Source organism: Streptomyces sp. MI02-7b, from assembly GCF_033793585.1.
Taxonomy (GTDB): Bacteria; Actinomycetota; Actinomycetes; order Streptomycetales; family Streptomycetaceae; genus Actinacidiphila.
The window spans coordinates 265,444-291,884 of sequence record NZ_JARAWX010000008.1 but is presented as its reverse complement, the minus strand read 5'-3'; the positions used below and the strand labels follow the sequence as shown (position 1 = coordinate 291,884).

Genomic DNA, 26,441 nt, shown 5'->3' with positions numbered 1-26,441 from the left:
GAGCCGCCCCCGGCTCACGCGTCCACGGGCGGGAGCGGGAGGAGCTCGGCGCGCTTGGGGGCCAGGCCGTCGCCGGAGGAGCGGCCGGTGAGGCGGCGGCCTATCCACGGCACCAGGTGCCGGCGGGTGAAACGCACGTCGGCCGCGCGGCGGACGGCCCAGGGGAGCTTCACCTCGGCGGGGAGGACCTCGGTCCAGTCGAACCGCGGGGTGTGGCCGAGGGTCTGCCAGACCGCCTCGGCGACCCGGCGGTGCCCCTCCTCGTCCAGGTGCAGCCGGTCGTCCGCCCACAGCCGCGGGTCGCCCAGCACGTCCGCGCCGTACAGGTCGACCACGAGGGCGCCGTGTTGCGCGGCCAGCTTGTCGATGAAGCCGAACAGCTCCTCCATGCGGGGCAGGAAGCGCACCGCGACCGGGCCACGGCGGGCGGGGCTGCGCATGAGCACGAGCTGCCGGCAGTTCGGCGCCAGCCGCTCGACGGCCTCCTCCAGCAGGGCGCACACCCGCGGGACGTCGCACTTGGGCCGCAGCACGTCGTTCAGCCCGCCGACCAGGGTCACCAGGTCCGCGCCCATCGAGGCCGCGGTCTCCACCTGCTCGTCCACGATCTGCTGGATCAGCTTGCCGCGCACCGCCAGATTGGCGTAGCGGAAGTCCGGGCTGTGGGCGGCGAGCCGGCCCGCGAGGAGGTCGGCCCAGCCGCGGTAGGTGCCGTCGGGCAGCGCGTCCGACATGCCTTCGGTGAAGGAGTCGCCGAGCGCGACGAAACTGGTGTGGGTGGCGGTCATCTCCATGGCGGCCGTGATCCTACCGGGCCGTTCCGCGGCCGCCTCAGGCGGCCGGTGTGTGCCCCATCAGCTCCTTGAGCACGTCCTCCATGGTCACCAGGCCCATGCCGCGCCCCTCGTCGTCGACCACCGCGGCCAGGTGCGCGCCGCTGGCCCGCATCGCCGCCAGGACGTCGTCCAGCGGGGTCGCCGCGCCCACGCGGGTGATGCGCCGCAGCGCTCCGCGCGGGAACGGGAGGTCGCGGTGGTCCGGCCCGAAGGCGAGGGCGTCCTTGACGTGGAGGTAGCCCAGGACGCGGCCGGAGTCCTCGGTGACCGGGAAGCGGGAGAACCCCGAACGCGCGCTCAGCCGCTCCAGCCCCTCGGGTGTGATGTCCGAACGCGCCGTGACCACCCGGTCGGCGGGCACCACGACCTCGCCCACCGGACGCCGGCCGAGTTCCAGCGCGTCCTGCAGCCGGATCGCGGCCCGCTCGTCCAGCAGCCCCGCTGCCCCCGCGTCGGTGACCATCCGGGCCAGCTCGTCGTCGGAGAACACCGCGGCGACCTCGTCCTTCGGCTCCACCCGCAGCAGCCTCAGCAGGCCGTTGGCGAACGCGTTGATCGCGAAGATCACCGGGCGCAGCGCCCGCGCGAGCGTCACCAGCGGCGGCCCCAGCGCCAGCGCGGTGCGCTCGGGCGCGGCGAGCGCGATGTTCTTCGGCACCATCTCGCCCAGCAGCATGTGCGCGTACGTGGCCAGGGTCAGCGCGATGGCGAACGACGCCACGTGAACCGCGCTCTCCGGGACGTGCAGCGCCTGGAACAGCGGGGACAGCACGTGCTCGATGGCGGGCTCGGCCACGATGCCGAGCACCAGGGTGCACAGGGTGATTCCCAACTGCGCGGCCGCCAGCAGCGGCGAGAGGTGCTGCAGGCCCCACAGGACGTGGCGTGCCCCGCGTTCGCCGGCCTCGGCGCGGGGCTCGATCTGACTGCGCCGCACGGAGATCATGGCGAACTCGGCGCCGACGAAGAACGCGTTCACCACCAGCGTCAGCAGCCCGACCAGGATCTGCAGGAAGGTCATCGCACCTCCGCCGCGCCGTCGTCGGTGCCGTGCCCCGCGTCCTGGCCGTGCCCCGCGTCCTGGCCGTGCCCCGCGTCCTGGCCGGGCGGCGCGTCCTCGCCCGGCGGCGGGGAGATCAGCCGCACATGGGCCGCGCGGTGCCCGGAGTCGTCGGTGACCTCCAGCACCCACCCGGCGGCCTCGGCGATGTCCCCGGTGACCGGGATGCGGCCGAGCCGTTCCGCGATCAGTCCGGCCAGCGTCTCGTACGGCCCCTCGGGCGCCCGCAGCCCGATCTGGGCCAGCTGGTCGGTGCGGGTGGCGCCGTCGGCGTCGTAGACCCGGCGGCCGGTGCGGTCCTGGTGGATGAAGGCGAGGTCGGGCGTCTCCTGCGGGTCGTGCTCGTCACGCACCTCCCCGACCACCTCCTCCACGATGTCCTCCAGGGTGACGACGCCGGCCGTGCCCCCGTACTCGTCGATGACCACGGCCATGCCCGTGTCGCCGGCGAGCCGGTCCAGCAGCCGGTCGACGGTCAGCGACTCGGGCACCAGCAGCGGCTCGCGCAGCAGCGGGGTCAGCGGGTGGCCCGGCCGGCGCTCGGCCGGCACGGCCAGCACGTCCTTGATGTGGACGATGCCGATCACGTCGTCCAGGCCGCCGCGGTGCACGGGGAAACGGGACAGGCCGGTCGCCCGGGTGGCCTCGGCGACGTCCTGGCAGCTCGCGCGCTCGTCCAAAGAGGTGACCTGGACCCGGGGGGTCATGACGTTCTCGGCGGTCAGCTCCGCCAGGCCCAGGGTGCGGACGAACAGTTCCGCGGTGTCCGCCTCCAGGGCACCGGCCCGCGCCGAGTGACGGGCGAGCGCGACCAGTTCCTCCGGACTTCGGGCCGACGCGAGCTCCTCCGCGGGCTCCATGCCCAGGCGCCGCAGGATGCGGTTGGCGGAGTTGTTCAGATGGCGGATGAGCGGACCGAAGGCGGCGGTGAACGCCCGCTGCGCCGGGGCGACCGCCTTGGCGACCGGCAACGGACGGGAGATCGCCCAGTTCTTCGGGACCAGTTCGCCGACCACCATCAGCACGACCGTCGAGATCGCCGTGCCCAGGACCAGTGCCAGGGACATCGCCGCCGAACTCGGCATCCCGAGCGCCCGCAGTGGCCCGGCCAGCAGCTTCGCGATGGAGGCCTCCGCCAGCATGCCGATCACCAGGCCCGTGACGGTGATCCCGAGCTGGGCCCCGGACAACTGCAGCGTCAGGGTGCGCACGGCACGCAGCGCGGCGGGCGCGCCCCGCTCACCGGCCCGCGCGGCACGTTCCAGGTCGCCGCGCTCGACGGTGGTCAGCGAGAACTCCGCGGCGACGAAGACCGCGCACGCCAGCGTGAGCAGCAGCGCGACGGCCAGCAGGAGCACTTCGGTCATCGGGACACCTCGATCCCATGATCGGTCAGCGGACGGCGGCGCGCGCGCTCATGCCACCGTCGGCGGAACGGGCGCGTGTCCCTGCGGGCGACGGCGGTGCCGGGCGGGCTACCCGGCGGCCGGAGGGCCGGGCGGGCGGACCTCGACGAGCGGCTTGGTCCAGCGCCGCCACTGCTCGTTGGGGAGATAGCCCGCCGACCGCCAGGCGTGGTGGGCCCGCTCGTTGCGCACGAGCACCATGGCGTCCCCGCGGCGGCCGCCGAGCGCGGCGAACCGGCGCTCCGCCGCGGCCAGCAGCGCGGTCGCGACGCCCTGGCGGCGCCCCCGCGGGTGCACGGCCAGGCGGTACAGGTGGCAGCGCCAGCCGTCGAAGCCGGCGATGACGGTGCCGACGAGTTCCCCGCCGCGTGTCGCGAGGAGCAGCGCCTCGGGATCCCGGGCGATGAGGCCGCTCACCCCGGCCAGGTCGTCGCTGACCGTGGTGCCCTCGGCGGCGTCCTTCCAGAACGCCAGCACTCTTTCGGCGTCGGCAGGTGCCGCGGCCTGTATTCGCAGATCGTCCACGGTCCTCACCCAAGCAGGCCGTACGGGCGCCCGTCGAGGGTTTTACGTGCGGTTCCGCCGCGGTTCCGCGATCACGCGGGCGAAGTCCTCGGCCGTGGGCTCCTGGACGCCCCGCCGCGCCCGGGGCGCCGGTCCGGCTGGTCGGGCACCTGCACGGCGATCTGTGGGCGCGGTGCCGTGCGCCACGGCGCCCCGGTTCGTCCCCCGTGGCGGCGGGCAGCAGCCGCAGAGTGCCGTCATGCGTGCGTGGAGCGGCCTGCGTCCCGGTCAACGCGACGACGCTCGCTGGCCATCCGGCCCCAGCGTCCGGCTGCGGTTCGCCGGCGCACCGGCCGTCGCGCCCAGAGGCGGCGCAGCGTGGTGACGGTGTGCGTCGGGCGGTCCGGCCGCCCCGAACGCTTCGCGCAGGTAGCCCGCGCCGAGGGCCGGTTCCCGGCGTCCGCCAGAACCGCAGGCGGCGTTGAGCGCGAAGGTGCCGAGCCGGGCCCGCTGGGCGGCGTGCGCCGCCGTGTAGCCGGCCGGTCCGACGCCAGCGCCCCGCCGCCGCACGGCGCACCGCGCACGCCGTCATTCGTGCGCGATGGCCGCCAGCACGTTCATCCTCGAGGCGCGCAGCGCCGGCAACAGGGCGGCGACCAGACCGACGACCACCGAGCCGGCCATGACCGCGCCGACCGTCGTCCAGGGCACCGTGAGCGCCCGGATGCCCTCCAGGGCGAGCACCTCGTGCGCCACCAGTCCCCACACCAGACCGAGTCCGAGGCCCAGCACCGCGCCGAACACGGCGATCACCACCGACTCCAGGCGGATCATGCGTCTGAGCTGGAGGCGCGACAGGCCGATGGCCCGCAGCAGCCCGATCTCGCGGGTGCGCTCGACCACCGACAGGGCAAGGGTGTTGACGACACCGAGGACCGCGATGACGATCGCCAGCCCCAGCAGCGCGTAGACGAGGGTGAGCAGCACGGAGATCTGGGTGCGCACCAGCCTCTTGTAGTCGGCCTGGTCCCGGACCTCGACCTGCGGATAGGGCTTCAGCGCCCGCTCCAGCCGGGCGCGGAGCGTCGGCTTGGCAGTGCCGGGCGCCGCGTTCACGTACAGGGCGGCGTCCTGGCTCCCCGGCAGATGGCGCTCGGCGGTGGCGAGCCCCATCGTCAAGGTGGCGTCGTCCCCGAAGAGGGTGCCCTGGCTGGTGGTCAGGGCCCGCAGGACGAAGGTGGCCCTGCGGGCGTCGGCGAAGCGCACCGGCAGTCTGCTGCCCACCCGCAGCCCGTGCCGGGCCGCGTACTCCTGCGAGAGCGAGACGCTGTCCGCGGCGAGCGCCCGGGCGGTGTCACCGCGGGCGTAGTCGAGGTTGAGCACGTCGTCGGCGCCGGGGCCGATGGCGGCACCGGTGAGCTTCGCAGTACGACCGCCGGGCAGGGTGACCAGGACGGGCACGTAGCGCATCGGGACGATCCGGCCCGCCCCCCGCACCTTGTGCACCGCCTTGGTGACGGCGGGGGAGAAGGGCGCGAAACGGTCGCCCTGGACGACGAAGTCGGCGCCGAGTGCCCTGTCGATCTCGTGGTCGAACGAACTGGCCATCGAGGTCCCGGCCATCGACATGCCGGTCACCAGGGCGAGCCCGATCATCAGTGCCGAGGCCGTCGCGCCGGTGCGCCGGGGATTGCGCAGCGCGTTGCGCTGGCTCATCCGCCCCACCGGCCCGAACAGCCGCGGCAGCGCCCCGCCCACCACACGGATGACCGGGCGTACGAGCAGCGGGCCCGCCACCACCGCGGCGATCAGCGAGAGCCCGATGCCCAGGCCCAGGAAGGACGCGGCGGCACCGATCGTCCCCGCGGCCGCCGCGCCCGCGAGCGCGGCCGCCGCCGGCAGCGCGATGAGCCCGCCCGCGACCGCCCGTCCCCGCAGCGACCGGTCGCCGTCCGTGACCTCGACGTCGGCAAGCGCGGCCATGGGGGACACCCGCGAGGCCCTGCGCGCCGGCAGGTAGGCCGCGACGAGCGTCACCACCAGCCCGACCGCGTACGCCGCCACCGGTACCGGCGGACGCAGCACCATCTGCGAGGCGCCGATGTTCATGCCGAACGCGCCCAGCAGCCGGATCAGCCCGGCCGCCAGCCCCACCCCGCACAGCAGCCCGAGCGTGGAGCCGACCAGGCCGAGCAGCGCCGCCTCCACGAGCACCGAGCGCCGCACCTGCCGCCGGTCCGCGCCCAGCGCGCGCAGCAGCCCGAGTTCGCGGGTGCGCTGCGCGATCAGCATGGAGAAGGTGTTGACGATCAGGAAGACACCGACGAGGACCGCGACCCCGGCGAAGCCCAGCATCACGTACTTGATCACGTCGAGGAACGTCGCCAGGGACTCGGCGGCCGACTTCGCCTGTTCGGCCTGCGTCGTGTACGTGTAGCCGGGGCCCAGCGCGGCGGCGATCCGCCGCTTCAGCGTCGCGTCGGACACGCCGGGCGCGGCGTCGGCGCGCACCGAGGTCGCGGCTCCGGCCCGGCCGATCAGCCGGGTCTGCGCGGTGGGCGTGTCCACGAACAGCCGGGCCGTGCCCGGGTTGGTGGTGGTGAACGTGGCGATGCCGACGATGCGCACGGGGAACGCGCCCGGCTGCGCGAGTACGCGCAGGGTGTCACCGATGCGCAGCCCGCGGTTGGCCGCGGTGTCCGCGTCGATCAGCGCCTCGCGGTCGCCGTGCGGCGCGTGGCCGCTGGTCAGCCGTACCGGACTGCGCGGGTCGCCGGACCAGTTGCCGGCCAGGACGGGTGCCCCGGTCGTCGGTCCGACGGGGCGGTTGCGGGCGTCGACGACGGTGGCGTTCCGGACGGTGGCGTCGACGTGCGCGTCGGCGACCCCCGGCACGGCCTCGACCTTGGCCAGCAGCGACGCGGGAAGCGTGCCGACCTGGCCCGAGGCGTAGTTCTGGTTCTCGGAGAACGCCTCGGGCGGACCCACCGTCACATCGGCCGCGGTCGAGGCGAAGAGCCGGTCGAAGGTGCGGTTGACGGTGTCGGAGAAGATCATGCTGCCGGTGACGAACGCCACCGACAGCAGGACGGCGAGCGCGGAGAGCAGCAGCCGGCCCTTGTGGGCCAGGAAGCTGCGCAGCGTCGCCCGGAGCACGGCAGGGGCCTAACCCTGCTTCCGCAGCGCGTCGAAGCGCTTGAGCCGCTCCAGCACGCCCTCGGCCGAGGGCCGGGACAGCTCGTCGACGATGCGCCCGTCGTTGAGGAAGAGCACCAGGTCCGAGTGCGCGGCCGCGGTGGGGTCGTGGGTCACCATCACCACGGTCTGGCCCAGCCGGTCCACGGCCTCCCGCAGGAAGCGCAGCACCTCCGCGCCGGACTGGGAGTCCAGGTTGCCGGTGGGCTCGTCGGCGAAGATCAGCTGCGGGCGGGACGCGAGCGCGCGTGCGCACGCGACACGCTGCTGCTGGCCGCCGGACAGCTGCGACGGGCGGTGCCGCAGCCGGTCGCGCAGGCCGAGGGTGTCGATGACGCGGTCCAGCCACTCCTGGTCGGGCCTGCGGCCGGCGATGTCCATCGGCAGCGTGATGTTCTCCGCCGCGGTCAGCGTCGGCAGCAGGTTGAAGGCCTGGAAGACGAAGCCGACCTGGTCCCGGCGCAGACGCGTCAGCTGCCGTTCGCCCAGCCGCGTGATCTCGGTGTCGCCGATCCACACCTGCCCGGAGGTGACGGAGTCCAGCCCCGCCAGGCAGTGCATCAGGGTTGACTTGCCGGAGCCCGACGGCCCCATGACGGCGGTGAACCGGCCCCGCCGGATGTCCACGTCCACCGCGTCCAGTGCCACCACGCGGGTCTCGCCCGTTCCGTACGCCTTCGTCAGTGCCAGGGACCGGGCCGCCACCTCGGCGCCCGTCACGGTGTCCTCTGTGCCTGTTGTGGCCGGTGTCGACACGCTTGTCCCCCATCATGCCGATGTGCGTGCTGTCGTATGGGGCGAGAGTAGGTCGTCGCGAGCGCGCGTGCATCGTCCGGGGGTCGGGCTCCGGATCGCGCGTGTAAGGGGCACTTGTCACTGCTAGCGCATCGGCGCTAGCCTGATGGTATGGCCAAGACCCAGTTGAACGTGCGGGTCGACGAGACCACCGCCGCGACCGCCCGGGAACGGGCCGCGCAGCGGGGGATCAGTGTGAACCGCTACATAGAGGAACTCGTCCAGCAGGACGCGGGCGAGAACGGCCGCACTTTCGTCGAGGCGGCGGCCGACTTCATGAAGCAGTACGAGTCCGTCTTCGCCGAGGAGTTCGGCGCGGAGCACGAAGGCCGTCGTTGACCCTGCGGATCGATCTCGCCTGGCTGCTCATGGTCGCCGAGCACAACACCCCCGGTGACCCCCAGGTCGCCGACTGGGGCGCGCTGGTCGCCGCCGTCAGCCGGCACCAGGCCGAGATATTCGGCGTGCCCGTGTACGCAGACACCTACGAGTGCGCCGCGTCCCTCATGCAGTTGCTGGTGCACGTCCCCGCCCTGGAGCGGTCCAACGTCATGTTCGCCTCGGCCGTGGCCTACGCCTATCTGGTCGCGAGCGGGCTCAAGGTCGCCACCTCGCCGGAGCGGGTGCGCGAGCTGGCCCGGCTGGTCAAGGGCGGCACGGCCGACGTGCTGGAGATCGCCGAGGTGCTGCGCGGCTGGAGCCTGTGAAGGGGTCGCCGGGCGCCGGTCGGTCCCGCGGCTACGGCCACCGGACGCCCACGGGGAGTTGGTCCCAGTGCGGCGCCGACAGGTGGAGCAGCGTGTAGCGGTCGGGGTCGTCGCCGACCGCCGGCTCCGCCCACAAGGTGAGATGGACGATCTCCCAGTGCCGCGGGTCGACCGCGAGCACGGTCGCGTGCACGCCCGGGGCGGCGGAACGCTCCTGCCAGCGCTCCAGCGCGCGGGCCACCGGCTCGCGGGGGTCGGCGCCCGCCGGCAGGGGCTCGCGCAGGCGGCTCGCCGCCCGGGGCGCGGAGCCGTGGGCAGGGCCGGGGCGGAAGGCGGCACCGGTCCAGTGGTGCACGGACGGGCGGCCGAAATCGCCGACGATGCCCCCGAAGCCGCCGCCGCCCCACAGGAAGCGGTTCATCCCGCCGGTGTCGCCCCAGAGGTAGAAGGGGGCGTACTGGTTGACCGGCGAGCCGTCGGCGCCGCGCTCCCGCACGAGATAGGCCTTGAACCCCAGGCCCTCGTACGCGTCGGTGAGACCGCCGCGGGCGGCCACCCGGTCATGGATGATCCCCATGTCGTAGTCGGCGGGCAGGGTGATCTCGTACTGCATCGCGTACACGGAACCGCCTAGGAGTGATGCGACAGCAGCGCCAGCACTCCGCTGACGGCCTGGTCGAAGGGCGCGGCCGAGCCGGCCGCGCGGGCCAGCACGTAGCCGCCCTGGAGGACGGCGACGACGGTCGCGGCGATGTCGTCGGGGTCGAGCCCGGGGGCGATCTCGCCGCGTGCCTGGCCGCCCGCGAGCACGTCGGCGATCCGGCCGCGCAGCCACTCGAAGGTCTCGTCCACCGGAGCGCGCAGCGCCGGGCTGGTGACGATCTCCGGGTCCTGGGTGAGCCCGCCCACCGGGCAGCCGCGTAGCACCTCGCGCTCGCGCCGCAGATAGCGGGTGATCCGCTCGACCGCCGTCCCGGGCCCGGCGAGCTGCTCCTCGGCCGCAGCGCGCATCTCCGCGGCGGTGCGCCGTACCGCGGCGAGCGCGAGATCGGGCTTGCCGGAGAAGTGGTGGTACATGCTCCCCTGGCCGACACCTGAGCGCTGCTGGATGGCCTTGGGGCTGGTGCCGACGTAGCCGCGTTCCCACAGCAGCGCGCGGGTGCTCTCGATCAACCGGTCGGGGGTGTCCACGCGGGTGACTGTACATACCGGTAGGTACAGCGGGCAAGATCAGCCCGGGCGGCGCGCCGTGGCCAGTACATGCGGTGAACTCGGCACCTGGAGCCCGTGCTCCGGGACGCGCAGGCGGCGCAGCTCCAGCAGCTCGAAGCCGCTCGCCTGCACCGCCGCCGGAGTGTCCCGTCCCGTGCGGCAGCCCCCGAACAGCAGAGGCCAGAACGTGTGGTCCGCCACCCACTGCACCGCCGCCCCGCCGCGGCCCGGGGCCCGGCAGTGTTCCAGCAGCCGCAGTTCACCGCCCGGCCGCAGCACGCGCAGCAACTCGCCGAGCGCCCGCGCCGGATCCCGCACCGAGCACATCACCAGTGAGGACACCGCGGCGTCGAAACCCTCGCTCTTGACCGGCAGGGCCTCCGCGACGCCCGGCACCACGTCCACCGGCACCTGCGCACGCTGCGCCTCGTCCACGGCCAGCCGGCGCAGATGCCGTTCGGGTTCGATGGCCACGACTTCCGCCACCGTGCGCGGATAGTGACGGAAGTTCAGTCCCGGGCCGGCACCGATCTCGATCACCCGGCCGGACAGCCCGGCCAGGAGTTCCCCCCGCAGCTCCGCCAGGCCCATACGGGTCTCGGCGCCCCGGGCGCAGCGGGCGTAGAAGCGGGCGAACAGCGGGTGGTGGACGGGCTCGCGCATCACGCTGGAACGGATGGGCATGGCAGGCCCCTTCTTGTCGAGTACGCCTCGTCGTGCCCCCCTCTTCCGGATTCTGCCGCCGGGGCGGGCCCGCCATGCCTCGTGGTGCGCAGTTCCGGCTCGCGGTTCGGCCGCCGCCGGACGGCCGTTCGAGCCGTCAGATGATGGAGGACCAGATCGCCGTGAAGGCGTCGACGTCCCAGAGGCCGCCGATGCGGGGCGCGAGCCAGCCCGGCGCGGCCTCCCGGAAGGCGTCCGGCGAGAGCGCCGCGGCCCCTGCGGGGACGGCGCCGATCAGCGGTGCTCCGGTGCAGTCCGGGAGGTCGGCGAGGTTGCTGCGGGCCGCCAGGTCCGGGTCGCCCGGCCAACTGCCGATGACGAAACCGGCGCAGGCCAGTGCGCGGGCCCGCAGCGCCTCCGCCGTGAGGGCGGCCGTGTTGAGCGTCCCGAGCCCGGCGGGCGCGACGACGAGGACCGGTGAACCCAGCATCTTCGCCGCGTCCGCGAGCGTGGAGCCGTCCTGGTCGAACCGGACCAGGAGCCCGCCCGCGCCCTCGACCAGGACGATGTCGTGGACGGCCGCGAGCTTCGCGGCGGCCTCGGCGATCTCACCCGGGCCCACGGACGGCATGCCGGCGCGCCGGGCCGCCGTGGCCGGGGCCAGGGGGTCGGGGTAGCGGACGAGTTCGACGCCGGTGAGCTCGTGCCCGGCCAGCCGCGTCACCTCCGCGGCGTCGCCCGGCTCGTCGGGACCGAGGCCGGTCTGGGCGGGCTTGAGGTAGGCGACGCTGAAGCCCACCGCGAGCGAGGTCGCCGCGATGGCCGCCGAGACCACCGTCTTGCCGATCTCCGTGCCCGTACCGGTCACGAACAACACCGTCATGCCGCCTCCGCTGCCGCGCACACCGCCGCGCAGATGCGCGCGACGTCCTCGTCCCCCGTCACGTACGGGGGCATCGTGTAGATCAAGTCCCGGAACGGCCGCAACCATACCCCCCCGCGGACGGCGGCCCGCGAGGCGGCCGCCATGGCAGCAGCGTCGAGGGGGGTGTCGAGCTGGACGACCCCGATCGCGCCCAGCACCCGTACGTCCCGCACTCCCGGGAGGGCGGCGGCCGGCGCCAGCCCGTCCCGCAGTCCGGCCTCGATGCGCTTGACCTCCTGGGCCCAGTCCTGCCCGAGCAGCAGGTCGATCGAGGCGCAGGCGACGGCCGCGGCCAGCGGGTTGCCCATGAAGGTGGGGCCGTGGGCGAGGACGGGGACCTCGCCCCGGGAGATGCCGTCGGCGACCCGGGCGGTGCACAGGGTCGCGGCCATGGTCAGATAGCCGCCCGTGAGGGCCTTGCCGACGCACATCACGTCGGGGGAGACGCCCGCCTGCTCGGCGGCGAAGAGCGTGCCGGTCCGGCCGAAGCCGGTGGCGATCTCGTCGAACACGAGCAGCACGTCGTGCTCGTCGCAGGCCTCGCGCAGCACCCGCAGATAGGCCGGCGGGTGGAAGGACATGCCGCCCGCGCCCTGCACCACCGGCTCCACGACGACCGCGGCGAGTTCGTGCGCGTGGCGGGCGACTCTCTCCCGCAGATGGCGGGCGTACGCGTCGTCGTACTCGGCCGGTGGCGCGTCGGCGAAGACCTGACGGGGCAGCACCCCCGACCACAGCCCGTGCATGCCGCCCTCGGGGTCGCACACGGACATCGGCTGCCAGGTGTCGCCGTGGTAGCCGCCGCGCCAGGTCATCAGGCGCTGCTTGGCGGGCCGGCCGAGGGAGCGCCAGTACTGCAGGCACATCTTGACGGCGACCTCGACCGACACGGAGCCGGAGTCGGCGAGGAAGACGTGCCGCAGCGGCTCCGGGGTGATCTCCACCAGGCGGGCGGCGAGCCGGACGGCGGGCTCGTGCGTGAGCCCGCCGAACATGACGTGGCTCATGCGGTCCAGCTGGCCGCGCGCCGCCTCGTTGAGCACCGGGTGGTTGTAGCCGTGGATCGCCGACCACCAGGAGGACATGCCGTCCACGAGTTCGGTCACGCCCTCGACCGGTTCGGCGAGCCGCAGCCGGACCCCGGCGGCGGACTCGACGACGAGCGGGTCCTGACGGCCCGGCATGGGCCCGTACGGATGCCAGACGTGCTCCCGGTCCAGTGCCAGGAGCTCGCCCGCGGTGAGCGGTTCAGGCATTGGGCGGCAGGTCCGTCCCGGTGCCGCGACGGCGCACCGCCACCAGGTCCGTGCGCGGGGCACCCGCGGTGCCCGCCGGGACCGGGGCGGCGTCGCCGTGTCCGCCGCAGGGGCCGCAACCGCCCTCCCCGGCGTCGTGCGAGCCGCAGCCGTCGCTGTGCGAGCCGCATCCGGCACCCGCCCGCGCGTCCGCGACGTCGGCGCGGTGCTGGGGGAGGGTGACCGTGCCGGCGCCCTCCACCTCGAAGCCGGCGTCCGCGATCATGTCGAGGTCGGCCTGACCCGCCTGGCCCTCACTGGTGAGGTAGTCGCCCAGGAAGATGGAGTTGGCCAGGTGCAGCGCCAGCGGCTGCATGGTGCGCAGGTGCACCTCGCGGCCGCCCGCGATGCGGACCTCCACGTCGGGGCAGACGAAGCGCACCATCGCGAGGATGCGCAGGCACCGCTGGGGGGTGAGGTTCCACTCCTTGGCCAGCGGCGTGCCCTCGAACGGGATGAGGAAGTTGACGGGGACCGAGTCGGGGTCCAGCTCCCGCAGCGCGAACACGACGTCGACCAGGTCCTCGTCGCTCTCGCCCATGCCCGCGATCAGGCCGGAGCAGGCGGACAGGCCCGCCGCCTGGGCCTGCTGCACCGTGTCGACCCGGTCGGCGTAGGTGTGCGTGGTGGTGATGTCCCCGTAGGTCGCCTCGGAGGTGTTGAGGTTGTGGTTGTACGCGTCGGCGCCCGCGCCGCGCAGCCGGCCGGCCTGCCCCTCGGAGAGCAGGCCGAGGCAGGCGCAGACCTCCACGCCCTCGTTCTGCTCCTTGATGGCTTCGATGGTCTTCGAGACCCGGTCCACGTCGCGGTCGGTCGGTCCGCGCCCGCTGGCCACCAGGCACACCCGCTTGGCGCCGCCCGCGACCCCCGCCGCCGCGGCGGCCGCCGCCTGTTCGGGCTTCAGCCAGGTGTACTTGAGGACACCGGCCTCGGAACCCAGCCGCTGCGAGCAGTACGAGCAGTCCTCGGGGCACAGCCCCGACTTGAGATTGACCAGGTAGTTCAGCTTCACGCGGCGCCCGAACCAGGCCCGGCGCACCTTGCCGGCCGCGGCCACCACGTCGAGCAGCTCGTCGTCGGAGGTGACCAGCACGGCGAGGGCCTCCTCGCGTGTGGGCAGCTCGCGGCGCAGCCCCTTCTCCACCAACCCATTGAGCAGATCCATGCCGTGATCCTGACGCACGCGGCGACCCGGAGCCAATGAGGCACCCCACAAGACCGCTCGCGCAGGGTGTGTGGATCACCACACCGTGCGAACCGGCAGGGCACACTACGGTGCTGCAGAGACCTCACGACGACCCCGGGGACGACCATGGCCCGCGACCCGTTCGACTGGATCGACGCGCACGCCGAACGGCGCGGCGCCGCGGGGCTGGTGCGCACCCTGCGGCCCCGCCCCGCGCGGTCGCCGCTGCTCGACCTCGCCTCCAACGACTACCTGGGCCTGGCCCGGCACCCGGAGGTCACCCGTGCGGGTGCCGATGCGTGCCTGCGCTGGGGCGCCGGGTCGACCGGCTCACGGCTGGTGACCGGCAGCACCGAACTGCACGCGGAGCTGGAGGCCGAACTCGCCGCGTTCTGCGGCTTCGAGGCGGCCCTGGTGCTGGCCTCGGGGTACGCCGCCAATCTCGCCGCGGTGACCGCGCTGACCACCGAGCCGGGCACCCTGATCGTCTCCGACGCGGGCAACCACGCCTCCCTCATCGACGGCTGCCGGCTCTCCCGGGCATCCACCGAGGTCGTCGCCCACGCCGACCCCGAGGCCGTGCGCAAGGCGCTGTCAGGGCACGACGGCCCGGCCGTGACCGTCACCGACTCGGTCTTCTCGGTGGACGGCGACGCCGCCCCGCTCGGTGAACTGGCCGCGGCCTGCGCCGAGGCGGGGGCCGCGCTCCTGGTCGACGACGCGCACGGGCTCGGCGTCCTCGGGGACGGTGGCCGGGGCGCGACGGCGGCCGCCGGGCTGGCCGGGGCCCCGGGGCTGGTGTGCACGGCCACGCTGTCCAAGTCGCTGGGCAGCCAGGGCGGCGTGGTGCTCGGCCCGGCCCGGGTCATCGGGCATCTGGTCAACGCGGCACGGACGTTCATCTTCGACACCGGCCTCGCCCCGGCGGCCACGGGCGCCGCGCTGGGGGCGCTGCGGCTGCTGCGCCGGGAGCCGGACCGCGCCGCGCGGGCCCGTGAGGTGGCCCGTGAGCTGTACGAACGACTGGCGGCTGCGGGGCTGGAGACCACCGCGCCGGACGCGTGCGTGGTGTCGGTGCGGGCGCCCTCGCCGGAGGCGGCCGTGCAATGGGCCGCGGACTGCCGGGAGGCGGGGCTCGGTGTGGGGTGTTTCCGGCCTCCGTCGGTGCCGGACGGGATCTCCCGTCTGCGGCTCACCGCCCGCGCCGACCTGACCGACCGGGAGATCGGCGACGCCGTCGGGACCATCGTCCGTACGGCGCCGCCACGCCGCTGAGCTCAGGGGCGCTCGGTGAGGGTTCCTGTGCGCACCGCGTCCAGGAACGCGTTCCACTCGGTGGGGGAGAAGAGCAGGGCCGGGCCGCGCACATCCTTGGAGTCGCGGACGGCGAGCTGTCCCGAGAGCGGCCCGGAGGGGAGCAGGGCCGTCTCGACGCAGTTGTTCGCCGCCGTGCTGTAGCTGCTGCGTCGCCAATTCACGCCGAAGAGGGACGCACTGGAGGAAACGTACTGAGGCAGTGCGCTGGACATGGGGGTGTGCCTCCTTACGCGCCTTTGCCGATGCCGGTGATGAAGGACAGCGACTGTTCACTCGACAGGGCGTGGGAGCGCAATCTGTTGAAGGCGGCACCGTACGCCCTGATGTCCTCTTTCTGATCCAGATAGAGACTACTCGTCAACTGGTCGAGAACGACAACATCCAGATCAGCAATGCGCGGAAACGAGAAGATGACGAAAGGCCCCGTGACGCCGATATGGCCACCGGCCGAGAAAGGCAGCACCTGCAGATGCACATGGGGCAGGGAACCGAGCTCCACAAGATGGCTTAATTGCGCCGCCATCACTTCCGGGCCCCCCACACTGCGTCGCAGCACCGCCTCGTCGAGCACGGCCCACAGCTCCAGCGGCGGTGACCCGCGGAGCACCGCCTGCCGCGCCATGCGCACGTCGACCAGCGTCGCGACCTGCCGCGGGCCGAGCTGGGGCAGCACCGAACGGGTCAGCTCGCGGGCGTAGTCCGGGGTCTGCAGCAGCCCCGGCACCACGGTGGTCTCCAGGGTGCGGGCCCGGCAGGCGTCGGTCTCCAGACTGATGAAGTCCCGGTACGCGGACGGGAGTTCCTCCCGGTACTCGTGCCACCAGCCGCGCCGGACGCCCTCACCGCCGGCCAGCGCAGCCAGCATGTCGCGCAGCCGCTGGTCGCGGACGCCGTACGCGTCCAGCAGTGCGGTCACGTCCTCCGGGCGCACGCCGCTGCGGCCGGTCTCGATGCGGCTCACCTTGGACTGATGCCAGCCCACGCGGAGGGCGACCTCTCCGCTCGTCAGGCCGGCCGTGTCCCTGAGACGGCGCAATTCGGAGCCGATCTTGCGGCGGCGGACCGCCGGCACCTGCTGCATGACTGTGTACCTCCTGGTTCCCGGCATGCCCCGCCGGTCCCCGGGCGAAGTCTGCCGCGCAAATACGTTCTCTCGTAGCAGAGTTCACCGCTTTGGGCGACAGATATATGCATATAGCTGTGGTGGCCCCTGTTTAACGGCACGATGGGTGGCACTCTGGCGCGTGGAAGCCGGTGCGCACCGTACGGGAAGTACGGACCACCGGCGGCCGGGCGCGCGGCCCGGACAGGCGTGCGCCGGAGTCCCGGTCACGGCGGGAAAGGGACAGCGTCGCCATGGCAGACCATCAGGAAGTATCCGTCACCCTGCCGAGCGACCCTGCCTCGGTACCCGCGGCCCGTCGTTACGTGTGCGACCTGTTGGTGGAGTGGGGGATGGCGGAGGACTCGTCGCCCGCCGACGCCGTCCGGCTCATCGTCTCCGAACTCGCCACCAATGCCGTCCTGCACACCCTCGGCCAGTCGCCGACCTTCACCCTCGACGTCCAGCTCGACCGCGACGAGCAGTTGCGGATCGGGGTCACCGACAGCCACCCGCGCTGGCCCCAGCGGCTGCCGGCCGCCGTCCAGCAGGACAACGGCCGCGGCATGGTGATCATCCGGCACCTCACCGCCGAGGCCGGCGGCCGGCTCCATGTCACCCCTACCGTCGAGGGCGGCAAGACCGTCTGGATCACCCTTCCGTGGGTGGCCGCGGCCGCCCCGGTGGAGTGAGCGCCGCGCCCGGCGTCGTCGCGGGGCGCCGGTAGGTTCCCAGCAGCAGGGCGCGCAGGGTGCGGACGCCGGGTGACGTGTCGTCACCGCGGCTCGCGAGCGCGATCGTCCGGTGGATACCGGGTGCCGCGAGCGCACGCACCCCGAGCGGCACCACCGAGGACTCCGCCATCATCCTGGGCACCAGACCCATCCCGAGCCCCGCACTGACCAGTGCGCACACCGTCACGTAGGCGGGGGTCTCGCACACCACGACCGGGCGCACGCCCGCGGCCCGCAGCGCCGCCTCCATCGCCTGCCGGTTCGGGTAGTCGGGTGCGCTGCTCACCAGCGGCTGGCCCGCGAGCTCGGCCCAGCGCATCGGGCCGGGCGCGGCGGCCAGCGCGTGCCCGGGGGACGTCACGAGGACCAGGTCCTCCACGAGGAGCGGCTCCACCGTGACGCCGGGGGGCGGTGCCGGATCCGGTCCCCCCTCGTAGACATGGGTCAGCGCGAGGTCCGCGTCCCCGGCGGCGACGGCGGCCACCCCGGCCGGCGGCTCGTACTCGGCGACGCGCAGCTCCACCTCCGGGTGTTCGCGGCGGAAGGCGGTGAGTACGGGCGGCAGCAGATGGATGCCCGCCGTCGTGAACGTGCCGATGCGCAGCCGGCCCCCGGACAGCCCGCGCAACTGCGACAGTTCCAGCCGGGCCCGGTCCATCTCGTCCAGCGCCCGTCGGGCGTGCGCGACCAGCACCTCGCCCGCCGCCGTGAGCCGCGCGCCGCGGTGTGTCCGGACCAGCAGCTCGGCGCCGGCCTCCCGTTCCAGCTTGGCCAGCTGCTGAGAGAGCGCCGGCGCGGTGTAGCCGAGGCGCGCGGCGGCCCGGGTGATCGATCCGGCCTCGGCCACCGCGACCAGCCCGGCGAGACGGGTGGAGTCGAACATTAAGCATTCCTTTGGACTGGCCCTCAAGATTGCACATACACACTAAGGGTCCCGGGGCCCCACGCTGGCAGGCATGGACGCACATCTCATCGCCTTCTGCGGGGTGGCGGCCGGCATGGTCGTGATGCCGGGCGCCGACTTCGCCGTGGTCGTGCGCAACGCGCTCGGATCCCGCCGGACCGGGGTCGCCACCGGTGTGGGGATCGCCGGCGGGCTGCTCGTGCACACCGCCCTCGCGGTCGCGGGGCTCGCCGCGGTGCTGGTGGCGGTGCCCGCGCTGTTCCGGACCGTGCAGCTGCTGGGCGGTGCCTATCTGCTCTTCCTGGGGTCGCGCGCGGTCGTGGCGGCGGTGCGCCGCGGCCGCTCCGGCGCGGCGGACGGCGCGGCCGGCGGCGACCAGGACCCCGGCCGCGGGGTCGTGCGCGGGCTGCGGCAGGGCTTCCTGACCAACGCACTCAACCCGAAGGCGCCGGTGCTCTTCCTCAGTCTGCTTCCGCAGTTCGTCCCGGCCGGGCAGCCCGCCGTTCCCCGCACCCTGCTGCTGAGCGCGATCGTGGTGGCCATGGCGCTGGTCTGGTTCCCCGGGGTGGCGCTCCTGGTCGACGGGCTCGGCACCTGGCTGCGCAGGCCCGCGGCGGCGAGCTGGGTGCGGGGGGTCAGCGGCGGCATGCTGGTGGCGCTGGGCGCGGTGCTGCTGACCGGGGTGCGGCCCTGAGGCGTTCAGTCGTGAGCGGGCACCAGCAGTGCCTCCGCGCCGATGGGTGTGAAACCCGCCGCCAGGAGCGCGCGCACGCTCGCCGCGTTGCCCGGGGCGATCTGGGCCCACAGCGTCCCGCCGTCCGGGACGAGGCGGCGTGCCTCCAGGGCCAGCCGTCGGCCGAGCCCGGCTCCGCGCGCCGCGGGCTCGACCTCGACCGCCATCTCCCACCGGCCCGCCACCCCGCGCCCGATGAGCACGGTGCCGCCCGGGACCGTCCACACGCGCACCTCGTCCCGGTGCGCCAGTGCCCGCGCCGCGCGAGGGTGCTCGCGCCCCGCGGTCTCCCGCAGGGCCAGCGGGGGGCCGGGTGGCGGACCGGGCAGGGCGGCGGCCGTCGCCAGCAGGTCGATGCCGTTCACCCGGCGCCCGAGCAGCCCGCCCAGGGCGGTCAGGAACGGCGGGTTGAGCGGCGCCGACAGGTCGCCGGGCGGCAGCAGTTCGCGGACGCGGCCGGGGTCGGCATCGGCGAAGACCACGGTGTGGGCCGTGAAGGCGAGGACGCCCGCGTCGCGTGCCGAGGGCTGCGGCAGGACCGTCACCGAGCCGTCGGGGGGCGGGAGGACACCCTCGGCGGCATCGGCGATCAGCTGCTGCAGCGTCATGGCCCCACGCTACGCGGGCCGGTACGCCGCGGGGCCTCCGGGTGGGCGCGTCCCGGGGCCCCGCGACGGGCGGTCACTTCACACGGCCGTACCAGACGCTGCGGGTCCAGATCTTCTCCAGGCGTACCCTGCCGCCCGGCTTGGGGGAGTGCCAGATCCTCCCGTGGCCCGCGTATATCCCGACGTGGTAGATGCTGCTCCCGTAGTGGAAGAACACCAGGTCCCCGCTGGTGCGGTCGGAACTGTGGATGTGCCGTGTGCTGTTGTACTGCGCGGCGGCGGTGCGAGGCAGCTTCCTGCCCACCCTCTTGAACGAGTAGAGCGTCAGGCCGGAGCAGTCGAAGCTGCGGGGGCCGGTGGCCCCGTACCGGTAGGGAGCGCCCTTCTTCGAGGCCGCGACCTTCAGTGCCTTGGCCCGGATCGTCGCGGCCTCGGCGTGCTGGGCCATGTCCGGAAGGACCGCGGGGCCGGCAACGGCAGCCGCCGTGAGGGCGGATACCGCCCCGAGCCGGGAGAGAACCGCGGACATGGCTGATGGCGCGATCATGCGCAAACCCTTCGTCGTCCGCCTGCGAAGGATGACCTGTCGGGTTCGGGCAGGCGAAGATGCCCGGCCGCTGCTGCGGCTTCACCCCAAGGGATCGGCCCGGGGGCCGGTCCCGTCGTACTCGGGTCCTCCGCTCCTGCCGTTGCGTTCGGTGTCGACCTGGCGTCCGCGACGGCGGCAGGACTCGGCGTCCGCGCGGACCGCCCCGCCGGATGACGGGGGCTTGTCGTCGAAGGGATGGTTACTCACAGAACCGGTCAGGACATAGCTCATCCGGTCGAATGTGAGTCTCTTCACGACTCACCTATTCGGGTGGACTCCGGTCTCGGGAGCCTCGCCTGACGACTCGAAACCAGTCGAACACCTGCGATGGAGCGTCAGATTCCGGATGTGTGCGGCCGGGGAGCGCAAGTCGGGACCGAGCGCGCGTCGACGCCGCGTACAACGATCGGGCGAGTCCATTCGGTGTCACTTCGTGTCGGGGCCGTGGTGGCGCATGACACGGTCGCGGAGAAGTGATCCGAACCCCCGGCGATGTGACGTCCCCTCAGCGAGGCGGCGGGGGAGGGAGGGTGACCATTCGCGTACGCCGTTCCCCGTCGAGCACGCGCAGGGCCCGCTCGATCGTCGTGGTGTGCAGTTCGCTCTCCCCCCGCAGATGCATCGTGGCCAGCGCGTCACGCAGCTCCGCCGCCCGCCCCGCCAGGGCCTGGGCAGCCCGCAGCGCTGCGTAGGTGTCCCGGACGCGGGCGGGGTTGATCCTTCCCAGCAGATCCACGACCTCCAGATACGTGTCGATGAGCTCGCCCTCGGCGCGGGTCAGGGCCGGCAGCGGCGGCAGTTCGGGCAGCACGGCCGGTCACCGCAGGGCGCGCGGGCCGGTCCCGTCGTCACCCTTGCGGCTGACGGTGAGCCGGTCCACCAGTCCGTACGCGAGCGCGGACGGGGCGTCGAGGATCATGTCGCGCTCGATGTCGGCCCGGATCCGCTCCGCGTCCCGTCCGGTGTGCCGTACCAGCAGCTCCTCCAACTGGTCACGACTGCGCAGCAGTTCCCTGGCCTGGATGTCGAGGTCGGCGGTGGTGCCCTGGACGGCCTCCGAGAAGGAGGGCTGATGGATCAGTACCCGCGAGTGGGGAGTCGCCAGCCGCTTGCCCGGGGTCCCGGCCGCCAGCAGCACGGCCGCGGCCGACGCGGCCTGGCCGACGCACACCGTCGAGACGTCGCAGTTGACGAACTGCATGGTGTCGTAGATCGCCGTCATGGCGGTGAGCGACCCGCCGGGGGAGTTGATGTAGAGCGAGATGTCCTGCTCCGGGGCGGCGCTCTCCAGGTGGATCAGCTGGGCGATGACGTCGTTGGCGGACGTGTCGTCGATGGGTGTGCCCAGCAGCACGATCCGTTCCCGGAGCAGCTTGGAGTACGGATCCAGGGAGTGCACACCCTCACTGGTGCGCTCGGTGAACTCGGGCAGGACGTAGCGGGCGGTCGGTCGAAGCATTGCGGCACCTCCGTCGGGGCACGGGTCCCCGTTCAGGTAAAAATGTACAGGACGTACATCCCGTTATGATGGGGAGCATGGCCCATGAAGTCCCCGTGACACAAGCGAGAGCAGAGCTCGCCGAGCTCATCAACCGCGTCGTCTACGGCGGTGAGCGCGTCGTCGTGACGCGCCACGGCAAGCCGCTCGTCGCCCTCGTCTCCGCCGCTGACCTGCAACGACTCCAGGAACTCGACGAGGCCGCGGACGAGGCCGTGGTCAGTACCGTCTCCTCGGTGCGCCCCACGCTGTCCGCCACGGGCGAACGGCGCCGCTTCGGTATCGCCGCCGAGCACCGCGGCACGACGAACGCCCGCCACGACGGAGCCTGAGCGGCACGCCGCCGCGTGCCGCGCCCGCGCGGCCCGGCCGGCGGGGTCCGCACGTGTCGTGCGCGGCGGGCCCGGGACGTCGTGGCATGCTGCCCGGGGCGCCCGGCGCGGCGGCGGGCCTCCGTCGAGGGGCGGCGAGTTAACGCGGACGAAACGACGCGGAACTAGCCTGCGACCTCCGGCTGTCGGAGAACGGAGCCGCAGGTCAGGGACGGCCCGCGGACCCGCTCACCCGGGACGACTGCGAGGTGTGGCCATGCAACTGACCCCTCATGAGCAAGAACGCCTGCTCATCCATGTCGCCGCCGACGTGGCGGAGAAGAGGCGGGCCCGGGGGCTCAGGCTGAACCATCCCGAGGCGATCGCCCTGATCACCTCGCACATCCTGGAGGGCGCCCGCGACGGGCGGTCCGTCGCCGACCTCATGGCCTCCGGTCGCAAGGTCCTCGGGCGTGACGACGTCATGGACGGCGTGCCCGAGATGATCCACGACGTCCAGGTCGAGGCCACCTTCCCGGACGGCACCAAGCTCGTCACCGTCCACGAGCCGATCGCCTAGGGGGCCCGCGTGATCCCCGGAGAGATCCTTTACGGCGACGAACCGGTCGAGCCCAACGCGGGCCGGCCGGTGACCCGCCTGGTCGTGCTCAACGCCGCCGACCGCCCGGTCCAGGTCGGCTCCCACTACCACTTCGCCGAGGCCAACCCGGGACTGCGCTTCGACCGCGCCGCCGCCCGCGGCAAACGGCTGGCCGTCGCGGCCGGCACCGCGGTGCGCTTCGAACCGGGCATCCCCGTGGAGGTGGACCTCGTGCCGATCGGCGGCGCGCGTGTGGTCGGGGGACTGCGCGGCGAGACCGGAGGTGCCCTCGATGGCTGAGCTCTCCCGCGCCGTCTACGCGGACCTGTTCGGGCCGACCACCGGTGACCGGGTGCGGCTCGCCGACACCGATCTGCTGATCGAGGTGGAGAGGGACCTGTCCGGCGGGCCCGGCAACTCCGGGGACGAGGTCGTCTTCGGCGGCGGCAAGGTGATCCGCGAGTCGATGGGGCAGTCCCGGGCCACGCGCGCCGAGGGCACCCCCGACACCGTCGTCACCGGGGCGCTGATCCTCGACCACTGGGGCGTGGTCAAGGCCGACATCGGCATCCGGGACGGCCGCATCGCCGCGATCGGCAAGGCCGGCAACCCGGAGACCATGGACGGGGTGCACCCGGACCTGGTCATCGGCCCGGAGACCGAGATCATCGCCGGCAACGGCAGGATCGTGACCGCGGGCGCCATCGACGCCCACGTCCACTTCATCTCCCCGACGATCGCCGACGAGGCCCTCGCCTCGGGGATCACCACCCTCGTCGGCGGGGGGACCGGCCCCGCCGAGGGCACCAAGGCGACCACGATCACCCCGGGGCCCTGGCACCTGGCCCGGATGTTCGCCGCGCTGGAGCACTACCCGGTCAACATCGGCCTGCTGGGCAAGGGCAACACCGTCTCGCAGGAGGCGATGCGCTCCCAGCTGCGCGGCGGCGCGCTCGGCTTCAAGATCCACGAGGACTGGGGTGCGACCCCGGCGGCGATCGACGCCTGCCTCACGGTGTGCGAGGCCACCGGCGCCCAGCTCGCGCTGCACACCGACACGCTGAACGAGGCCGGATTCGTCGAGGACACCCTGGCCGCGATCGCCGGGCGCGGCATCCACGCGTACCACACCGAGGGAGCGGGCGGCGGGCACGCGCCGGACATCATGACGGTGGTGGCGCACCCCAACGTGCTGCCCTCGTCCACGAACCCGACCCGGCCGCACACCGTCAACACCGTCGAGGAGCACCTCGACATGCTGATGGTCTGTCACCACCTCAACCCCTCGGTGCCGGAGGACCTCGCCTTCGCCGAGTCCCGGATCCGGCCCGGCACCATCGCGGCCGAGGACTTCCTGCACGACCTGGGCGCGATCTCGATCATCTCCTCGGACTCGCAGGCGATGGGGCGGGTCGGCGAGGTGGTGCTGCGGACCTGGCAGACCGCCCACGTGATGAAGAAGCGGCGCGGTGCGCTGCCCGGTGACGGGCGTGCCGACAACCTCCGTGCACGTCGATATGTCGCCAAATACACGATCAACCCGGCGGTCGCCCAGGGCCTCGACGGCGAGATCGGCTCCGTGGAGCCCGGCAAGCTCGCCGACCTCGTCCTGTGGGACCCCGCGTTCTTCGGCGTCAAACCCCAACTGGTGATCAAGGGCGGCCAGATCGCCTACGCGCAGATGGGCGACGCCAACGCCTCCATCCCGACCCCCCAACCGGTCCTGCCCCGTCCGATGTTCGGTGCGCTCGGTCGGGCACCCGGCCTGAACTCCGTGAACTTCACCACCGACACGGCGCTGGAGGACGGCCTGCCGGAACGGCTCGGCCTGGCCAAGGAGTTCGTCGCCATCCGCAACACGCGCCGGATCACCAAGGCCGACATGCGCGAGAACGACGCCATGCCCCGGGTCGAGGTCGATCCCGACACCTTCACCGTCCGTATCGACGGCGACGTCGTCGAGCCCGCCCCGGCCGTGGAACTCCCCATGGCCCAGCGCTACTTCCTCTTCTGAGCGCGGCCATGACCGCGATTTCGACCACGACCACGACCACGACGACAGCGACAGCGACGGCGACGACGACGGCGACGGCGACCGGTGCCGTCGCCACCGCGACCCGGGCGGCACTGCTGGTGCTGGCCGACGGCCGCTTCCCCGCCGGTGGCCACGCGCACTCCGGCGGCGCGGAGGCCGCGGTCAAGGCGGGCCGTATCCGCTGCCCCGCCACGCTGGAGTCCTTCTGCCGGGGCCGGCTGCACACCGCAGGACTGGTCGCGGCGGCACTGGCCGCCGCCGCGGCCGCCGGCCTCGACCCGCTGGAACTGGACGAGGCCGCCGACGCCCGCACCCCGTCGCCCGCGCTGCGCGCGACCGCGCGCCGGCTCGGCCGGCAACTCACCCGGGCCGCCCGCGCGGCCTGGCCGTCGGAGGCCCTCGACGCGCTCGCCGCCGCCCGGCCCCGCGGCGCCCACCAGCCCGTCGTCCTGGGTCTGACCGCCCGCGCCGCGGGCCTCACCCCGCCGGACGCCGCCCACGTGGCGGCCTACGAGTCCGTGACCGGACCGGCGACCGCCGCCGTACGCCTGCTGAGCCTGGACCCGTTCGCCGTGACCGCCGTGCTCGCACGGCTCGCCCCCGACCTGGACGAGGTCGCGCGGCGGGCCGGTGACGCGGCGCGGCGCGCGCTGACCGAGGGCACCGGCGCGCTGCCCGCCGCGTCCGCGCCGCTGCTCGACGTGTACGCCGAGCAGCACGCCACCTGGCCCGTACGCCTCTTCGCCTCCTAGGACGCCACCATGCATCTCGACCACGACCACGAGTTCCCCGAGCGCTTCGCGTACACCACCCCCGCCACCCCCGTCACCCGCCTCGACGGCAGCCGCCGCGCGCTGCGCGTCGGGCTCGGCGGCCCCGTCGGCTCCGGCAAGACCGCCACGGTGGCCGCGCTGTGCCGGGCGTTGCGCGACCGGCTGTCGCTCGCGGTCGTCACCAACGACATCTACACCCGCGAGGACGCCGACTTCCTGCTCCGCAACGCCGTCCTGCCGCCCGAGCGGATCACGGCCGTGGAGACCGGTGCCTGCCCGCACACGGCGATCCGCGACGACATCTCCGCCAACCTCGAAGCCGTCGAGGAGCTGGAGGAACGCCTCGGCCCGCTGGATCTCGTGCTCGTCGAGTCCGGGGGCGACAACCTCACCGCGACCTTCTCCAAGGGCCTGGTCGACGCGCAGATCTTCGTCATCGACGTGGCCGGCGGCGACGACATCCCGCGCAAGGGCGGACCGGGAGTGACCACCGCGGACCTGCTCGTGGTCAACAAGACCGACCTCGCCCGCTACGTCGGCTCCGACCTGGACCGGATGGCCCGCGACGCGAAGGCGCAACGCGGTGAGCTGCCCGTCGTGTTCACGTCACTCGTCGCGGAGGACGGCGTCGCCCCCGTGGCCGAGTGGATCCGCGCCCGCATCGCCGCCTGGACCGCGGTCCCGGCGTGACGGGTGTCCGCGCGACCGCACGGATCACCGCCGCCCCCGACAGCCGCGGCGGCACCGCGCTGCCGGAACTCGTCGGGGACGGCCCGCTCGCGCTGCGCCGCACCCGCTCGTCCGAGGGCGCCACGGCCCGGGTCACCGTCGTCGGCGCGATGAGCGCGCCGCTCGGCGGCGACCACCTCGCGATCCACGCGGCCGTGCTGCCCGGCGCCGCGCTGCGCGTGGACGCCGCGGCGGCGACGGTGTCCCTGCCCGGCCGGTCCGGGGAGCCCGCCCACTACGAGGTGCGGCTGACCGTCGGCGAGGACGCCGTACTGCACTGGCTGCCCGAGCCCCTCATCGCGGCCGAGGGCAGCGACCTGCGCATGACCACCACGGCCGAACTCGCCCCCGGTGCCCGGCTCGTGCTGCGCGAGGAGCAGATCCTCGGCCGGGCGGGCGAGCGCCCCGGGCGGCTCGTCTCCCGGCTGGTCGTACGCGTCGGCGGGCGCCCGCTGCTCGACCAGGCACTGTCCTTCGGCCCCGGCGCGCCGGGGTGGTCCGGCCCGGCGGTGCTGCACACGCACCGGGCGGCGGGTCAACTGCTCGTGGTGGATCCGGCGTTCGAGGAGAAGCCGGTGAGCGCGCGCGTCCTCGCGGCGGACCCGGCGCGGGGCGAGGCCGTGCTCACCCCGCTGGCGGGGCCGGCCGCCCTGCTCACCGCCGCGGCGGCGGACGGGCTGTCCCTGCGGCGGCTGTTGTCGGCTAGCGTGGGTCCGTGAGTTC

Annotated in this window: 31 protein-coding genes and 1 riboswitch; of the genes, 12 read left to right on the top strand and 19 right to left on the bottom strand. The window is 73.6% G+C overall.

The window, feature by feature from the left end; translation table 11 throughout:
• Positions 1-14: 14 nt before the first annotated feature.
• The 6 genes from PV364_RS16255 to PV364_RS16230 form a co-directional block, all read right to left on the bottom strand.
• Positions 15-794 (bottom strand): SGNH/GDSL hydrolase family protein, encoded by a 780-nt coding sequence (locus tag PV364_RS16255; RefSeq protein ID WP_319660698.1) that lies wholly within the window; start codon positions 792-794, stop codon positions 15-17.
• A 37-nt stretch (positions 795-831) separates the two neighbouring features.
• Positions 832-1,857: a hemolysin family protein gene (locus PV364_RS16250; protein WP_319660697.1), complete on the bottom strand. Its 1,026-nt coding sequence runs from the start codon at positions 1,855-1,857 to the stop codon at positions 832-834.
• Positions 1,854-3,263: a hemolysin family protein gene (locus tag PV364_RS16245; RefSeq protein WP_319660696.1), complete on the bottom strand. Its 1,410-nt coding sequence runs from the start codon at positions 3,261-3,263 to the stop codon at positions 1,854-1,856. Before PV364_RS16245 ends, PV364_RS16250 begins: the two co-directional genes overlap by 4 nt.
• A 108-nt stretch (positions 3,264-3,371) precedes the next feature.
• Positions 3,372-3,827 (bottom strand): GNAT family N-acetyltransferase, encoded by a 456-nt coding sequence (locus tag PV364_RS16240; protein ID WP_319660695.1) that lies wholly within the window; start codon positions 3,825-3,827, stop codon positions 3,372-3,374.
• Positions 3,828-4,394: 567 nt separating this feature from the next.
• Positions 4,395-6,962 carry an ABC transporter permease gene (locus tag PV364_RS16235; protein WP_319660694.1) on the bottom strand — a complete coding sequence of 856 codons (2,568 nt, stop codon included), beginning with the start codon at positions 6,960-6,962 and terminating at the stop codon, positions 4,395-4,397.
• A 9-nt stretch (positions 6,963-6,971) separates the two neighbouring features.
• The gene (locus PV364_RS16230; RefSeq protein ID WP_319660693.1) at positions 6,972-7,757 is read right to left on the bottom strand and encodes an ABC transporter ATP-binding protein; all 786 of its coding nucleotides are present in this window, start codon (positions 7,755-7,757) and stop codon (positions 6,972-6,974) included.
• Positions 7,758-7,907: 150 nt separating this feature from the next.
• On the opposite strand from PV364_RS16230, the gene PV364_RS16225 reads away from it, so the two are divergent.
• Positions 7,908-8,135, top strand: coding sequence for a toxin-antitoxin system HicB family antitoxin (locus PV364_RS16225; protein ID WP_319660692.1), 228 nt, complete (start codon positions 7,908-7,910; stop codon positions 8,133-8,135).
• Positions 8,132-8,503 carry a fic family toxin-antitoxin system, toxin component gene (locus PV364_RS16220; RefSeq protein WP_319660691.1) on the top strand — a complete coding sequence of 124 codons (372 nt, stop codon included), beginning with the start codon at positions 8,132-8,134 and terminating at the stop codon, positions 8,501-8,503. The genes PV364_RS16225 and PV364_RS16220 overlap by 4 nt, the downstream gene beginning before the upstream one ends.
• A gap of 31 nt (positions 8,504-8,534) precedes the next feature.
• Here PV364_RS16220 and PV364_RS16215 read toward each other — a convergent pair whose 3' ends face one another.
• The 6 genes from PV364_RS16215 to bioB form a co-directional block, all read right to left on the bottom strand.
• Positions 8,535-9,125, bottom strand: coding sequence for a DUF4865 family protein (locus PV364_RS16215; protein ID WP_319660690.1), 591 nt, complete (start codon positions 9,123-9,125; stop codon positions 8,535-8,537).
• A gap of 8 nt (positions 9,126-9,133) precedes the next feature.
• On the bottom strand, positions 9,134-9,694 hold the full coding sequence (locus PV364_RS16210) for a TetR/AcrR family transcriptional regulator (protein ID WP_319660689.1): 561 nt from the start codon (positions 9,692-9,694) through the stop codon (positions 9,134-9,136).
• A 39-nt stretch (positions 9,695-9,733) separates the two neighbouring features.
• A complete protein-coding gene (locus tag PV364_RS16205) occupies positions 9,734-10,399 on the bottom strand; it encodes a class I SAM-dependent methyltransferase (RefSeq protein WP_319660688.1) in 666 nt (221 codons plus the stop codon).
• Between the two features lie 136 nt (positions 10,400-10,535).
• On the bottom strand, positions 10,536-11,261 hold the full coding sequence (gene bioD / locus PV364_RS16200) for a dethiobiotin synthase (RefSeq protein WP_319660687.1): 726 nt from the start codon (positions 11,259-11,261) through the stop codon (positions 10,536-10,538).
• On the bottom strand, positions 11,258-12,559 hold the full coding sequence (locus PV364_RS16195; RefSeq protein WP_319660686.1) for an adenosylmethionine--8-amino-7-oxononanoate transaminase: 1,302 nt from the start codon (positions 12,557-12,559) through the stop codon (positions 11,258-11,260). Before PV364_RS16195 ends, bioD begins: the two co-directional genes overlap by 4 nt.
• The gene (bioB, locus tag PV364_RS16190) at positions 12,552-13,763 is read right to left on the bottom strand and encodes a biotin synthase BioB (RefSeq protein WP_319660685.1); all 1,212 of its coding nucleotides are present in this window, start codon (positions 13,761-13,763) and stop codon (positions 12,552-12,554) included. Before bioB ends, PV364_RS16195 begins: the two co-directional genes overlap by 8 nt.
• Before the next feature lie 147 nt (positions 13,764-13,910).
• Between bioB and PV364_RS16185 the strand changes: the two genes are divergently transcribed.
• On the top strand, positions 13,911-15,059 hold the full coding sequence (locus PV364_RS16185; RefSeq protein ID WP_319660684.1) for an 8-amino-7-oxononanoate synthase: 1,149 nt from the start codon (positions 13,911-13,913) through the stop codon (positions 15,057-15,059).
• Between the two features lie 2 nt (positions 15,060-15,061).
• Here PV364_RS16185 and PV364_RS16180 read toward each other — a convergent pair whose 3' ends face one another.
• A complete protein-coding gene (locus tag PV364_RS16180) occupies positions 15,062-15,313 on the bottom strand; it encodes a DUF397 domain-containing protein (RefSeq protein WP_319660683.1) in 252 nt (83 codons plus the stop codon).
• 14 nt (positions 15,314-15,327) lie between these two features.
• The gene (locus PV364_RS16175) at positions 15,328-16,182 is read right to left on the bottom strand and encodes a helix-turn-helix transcriptional regulator (RefSeq protein ID WP_319660682.1); all 855 of its coding nucleotides are present in this window, start codon (positions 16,180-16,182) and stop codon (positions 15,328-15,330) included.
• 275 nt (positions 16,183-16,457) lie between these two features.
• Here PV364_RS16175 and PV364_RS16170 point away from each other — a divergent pair, with 275 nt between their 5' ends.
• Positions 16,458-16,895 carry an ATP-binding protein gene (locus tag PV364_RS16170; protein WP_319660681.1) on the top strand — a complete coding sequence of 146 codons (438 nt, stop codon included), beginning with the start codon at positions 16,458-16,460 and terminating at the stop codon, positions 16,893-16,895.
• Here the strand turns inward: PV364_RS16170 and PV364_RS16165 are convergent.
• Positions 16,855-17,820, bottom strand: coding sequence for a LysR family transcriptional regulator (locus tag PV364_RS16165; RefSeq protein ID WP_319660680.1), 966 nt, complete (start codon positions 17,818-17,820; stop codon positions 16,855-16,857). The two genes, PV364_RS16170 and PV364_RS16165, sit on opposite strands and share 41 nt — an antisense overlap.
• 73 nt (positions 17,821-17,893) lie before the next feature.
• On the opposite strand from PV364_RS16165, the gene PV364_RS16160 reads away from it, so the two are divergent.
• Positions 17,894-18,535, top strand: coding sequence for a LysE family translocator (locus PV364_RS16160; RefSeq protein WP_319660679.1), 642 nt, complete (start codon positions 17,894-17,896; stop codon positions 18,533-18,535).
• A gap of 5 nt (positions 18,536-18,540) precedes the next feature.
• On the opposite strand, the gene PV364_RS16155 is transcribed toward PV364_RS16160, so the two are convergent.
• The 4 genes from PV364_RS16155 to PV364_RS16140 form a co-directional block, all read right to left on the bottom strand.
• Positions 18,541-19,182 (bottom strand): GNAT family N-acetyltransferase, encoded by a 642-nt coding sequence (locus tag PV364_RS16155; protein WP_319660678.1) that lies wholly within the window; start codon positions 19,180-19,182, stop codon positions 18,541-18,543.
• 73 nt (positions 19,183-19,255) lie between these two features.
• Complete coding sequence (locus PV364_RS16150) at positions 19,256-19,729, bottom strand: C40 family peptidase (RefSeq protein ID WP_319660677.1); 474 nt, start codon at positions 19,727-19,729, stop codon at positions 19,256-19,258.
• A 4-nt stretch (positions 19,730-19,733) separates the two neighbouring features.
• Positions 19,734-19,893: riboswitch (cyclic di-AMP (ydaO/yuaA leader) on the bottom strand.
• A gap of 383 nt (positions 19,894-20,276) precedes the next feature.
• On the bottom strand, positions 20,277-20,582 hold the full coding sequence (locus tag PV364_RS16145) for a hypothetical protein (RefSeq protein WP_319660675.1): 306 nt from the start codon (positions 20,580-20,582) through the stop codon (positions 20,277-20,279).
• Between the two features lie 6 nt (positions 20,583-20,588).
• Entirely contained in the window at positions 20,589-21,230 is a 642-nt protein-coding gene (locus tag PV364_RS16140; protein WP_319660673.1) for an ATP-dependent Clp protease proteolytic subunit, read from the bottom strand.
• A 77-nt stretch (positions 21,231-21,307) separates the two neighbouring features.
• On the opposite strand from PV364_RS16140, the gene PV364_RS16135 reads away from it, so the two are divergent.
• From PV364_RS16135 to PV364_RS16105, 7 genes are all read left to right on the top strand, one after another.
• Positions 21,308-21,601, top strand: coding sequence for a type II toxin-antitoxin system Phd/YefM family antitoxin (locus tag PV364_RS16135; protein ID WP_319660672.1), 294 nt, complete (start codon positions 21,308-21,310; stop codon positions 21,599-21,601).
• Between the two features lie 256 nt (positions 21,602-21,857).
• Positions 21,858-22,160: an urease subunit gamma gene (locus PV364_RS16130; protein ID WP_319660671.1), complete on the top strand. Its 303-nt coding sequence runs from the start codon at positions 21,858-21,860 to the stop codon at positions 22,158-22,160.
• Positions 22,161-22,169: 9 nt separating this feature from the next.
• On the top strand, positions 22,170-22,481 hold the full coding sequence (locus PV364_RS16125; protein ID WP_319660670.1) for an urease subunit beta: 312 nt from the start codon (positions 22,170-22,172) through the stop codon (positions 22,479-22,481).
• Complete coding sequence (locus tag PV364_RS16120; RefSeq protein ID WP_319660669.1) at positions 22,474-24,195, top strand: urease subunit alpha; 1,722 nt, start codon at positions 22,474-22,476, stop codon at positions 24,193-24,195. The genes PV364_RS16125 and PV364_RS16120 overlap by 8 nt, the downstream gene beginning before the upstream one ends.
• An 8-nt stretch (positions 24,196-24,203) precedes the next feature.
• Entirely contained in the window at positions 24,204-24,968 is a 765-nt protein-coding gene (locus tag PV364_RS16115) for an urease accessory protein UreF (protein WP_319660668.1), read from the top strand.
• A 9-nt stretch (positions 24,969-24,977) separates the two neighbouring features.
• The gene (gene ureG / locus PV364_RS16110; RefSeq protein WP_319660667.1) at positions 24,978-25,679 is read left to right on the top strand and encodes an urease accessory protein UreG; all 702 of its coding nucleotides are present in this window, start codon (positions 24,978-24,980) and stop codon (positions 25,677-25,679) included.
• The gene (locus PV364_RS16105; protein ID WP_319660666.1) at positions 25,676-26,437 is read left to right on the top strand and encodes an urease accessory protein UreD; all 762 of its coding nucleotides are present in this window, start codon (positions 25,676-25,678) and stop codon (positions 26,435-26,437) included. The genes ureG and PV364_RS16105 overlap by 4 nt, the downstream gene beginning before the upstream one ends.
• The last annotated feature ends 4 nt before the right edge of the window (positions 26,438-26,441 follow it).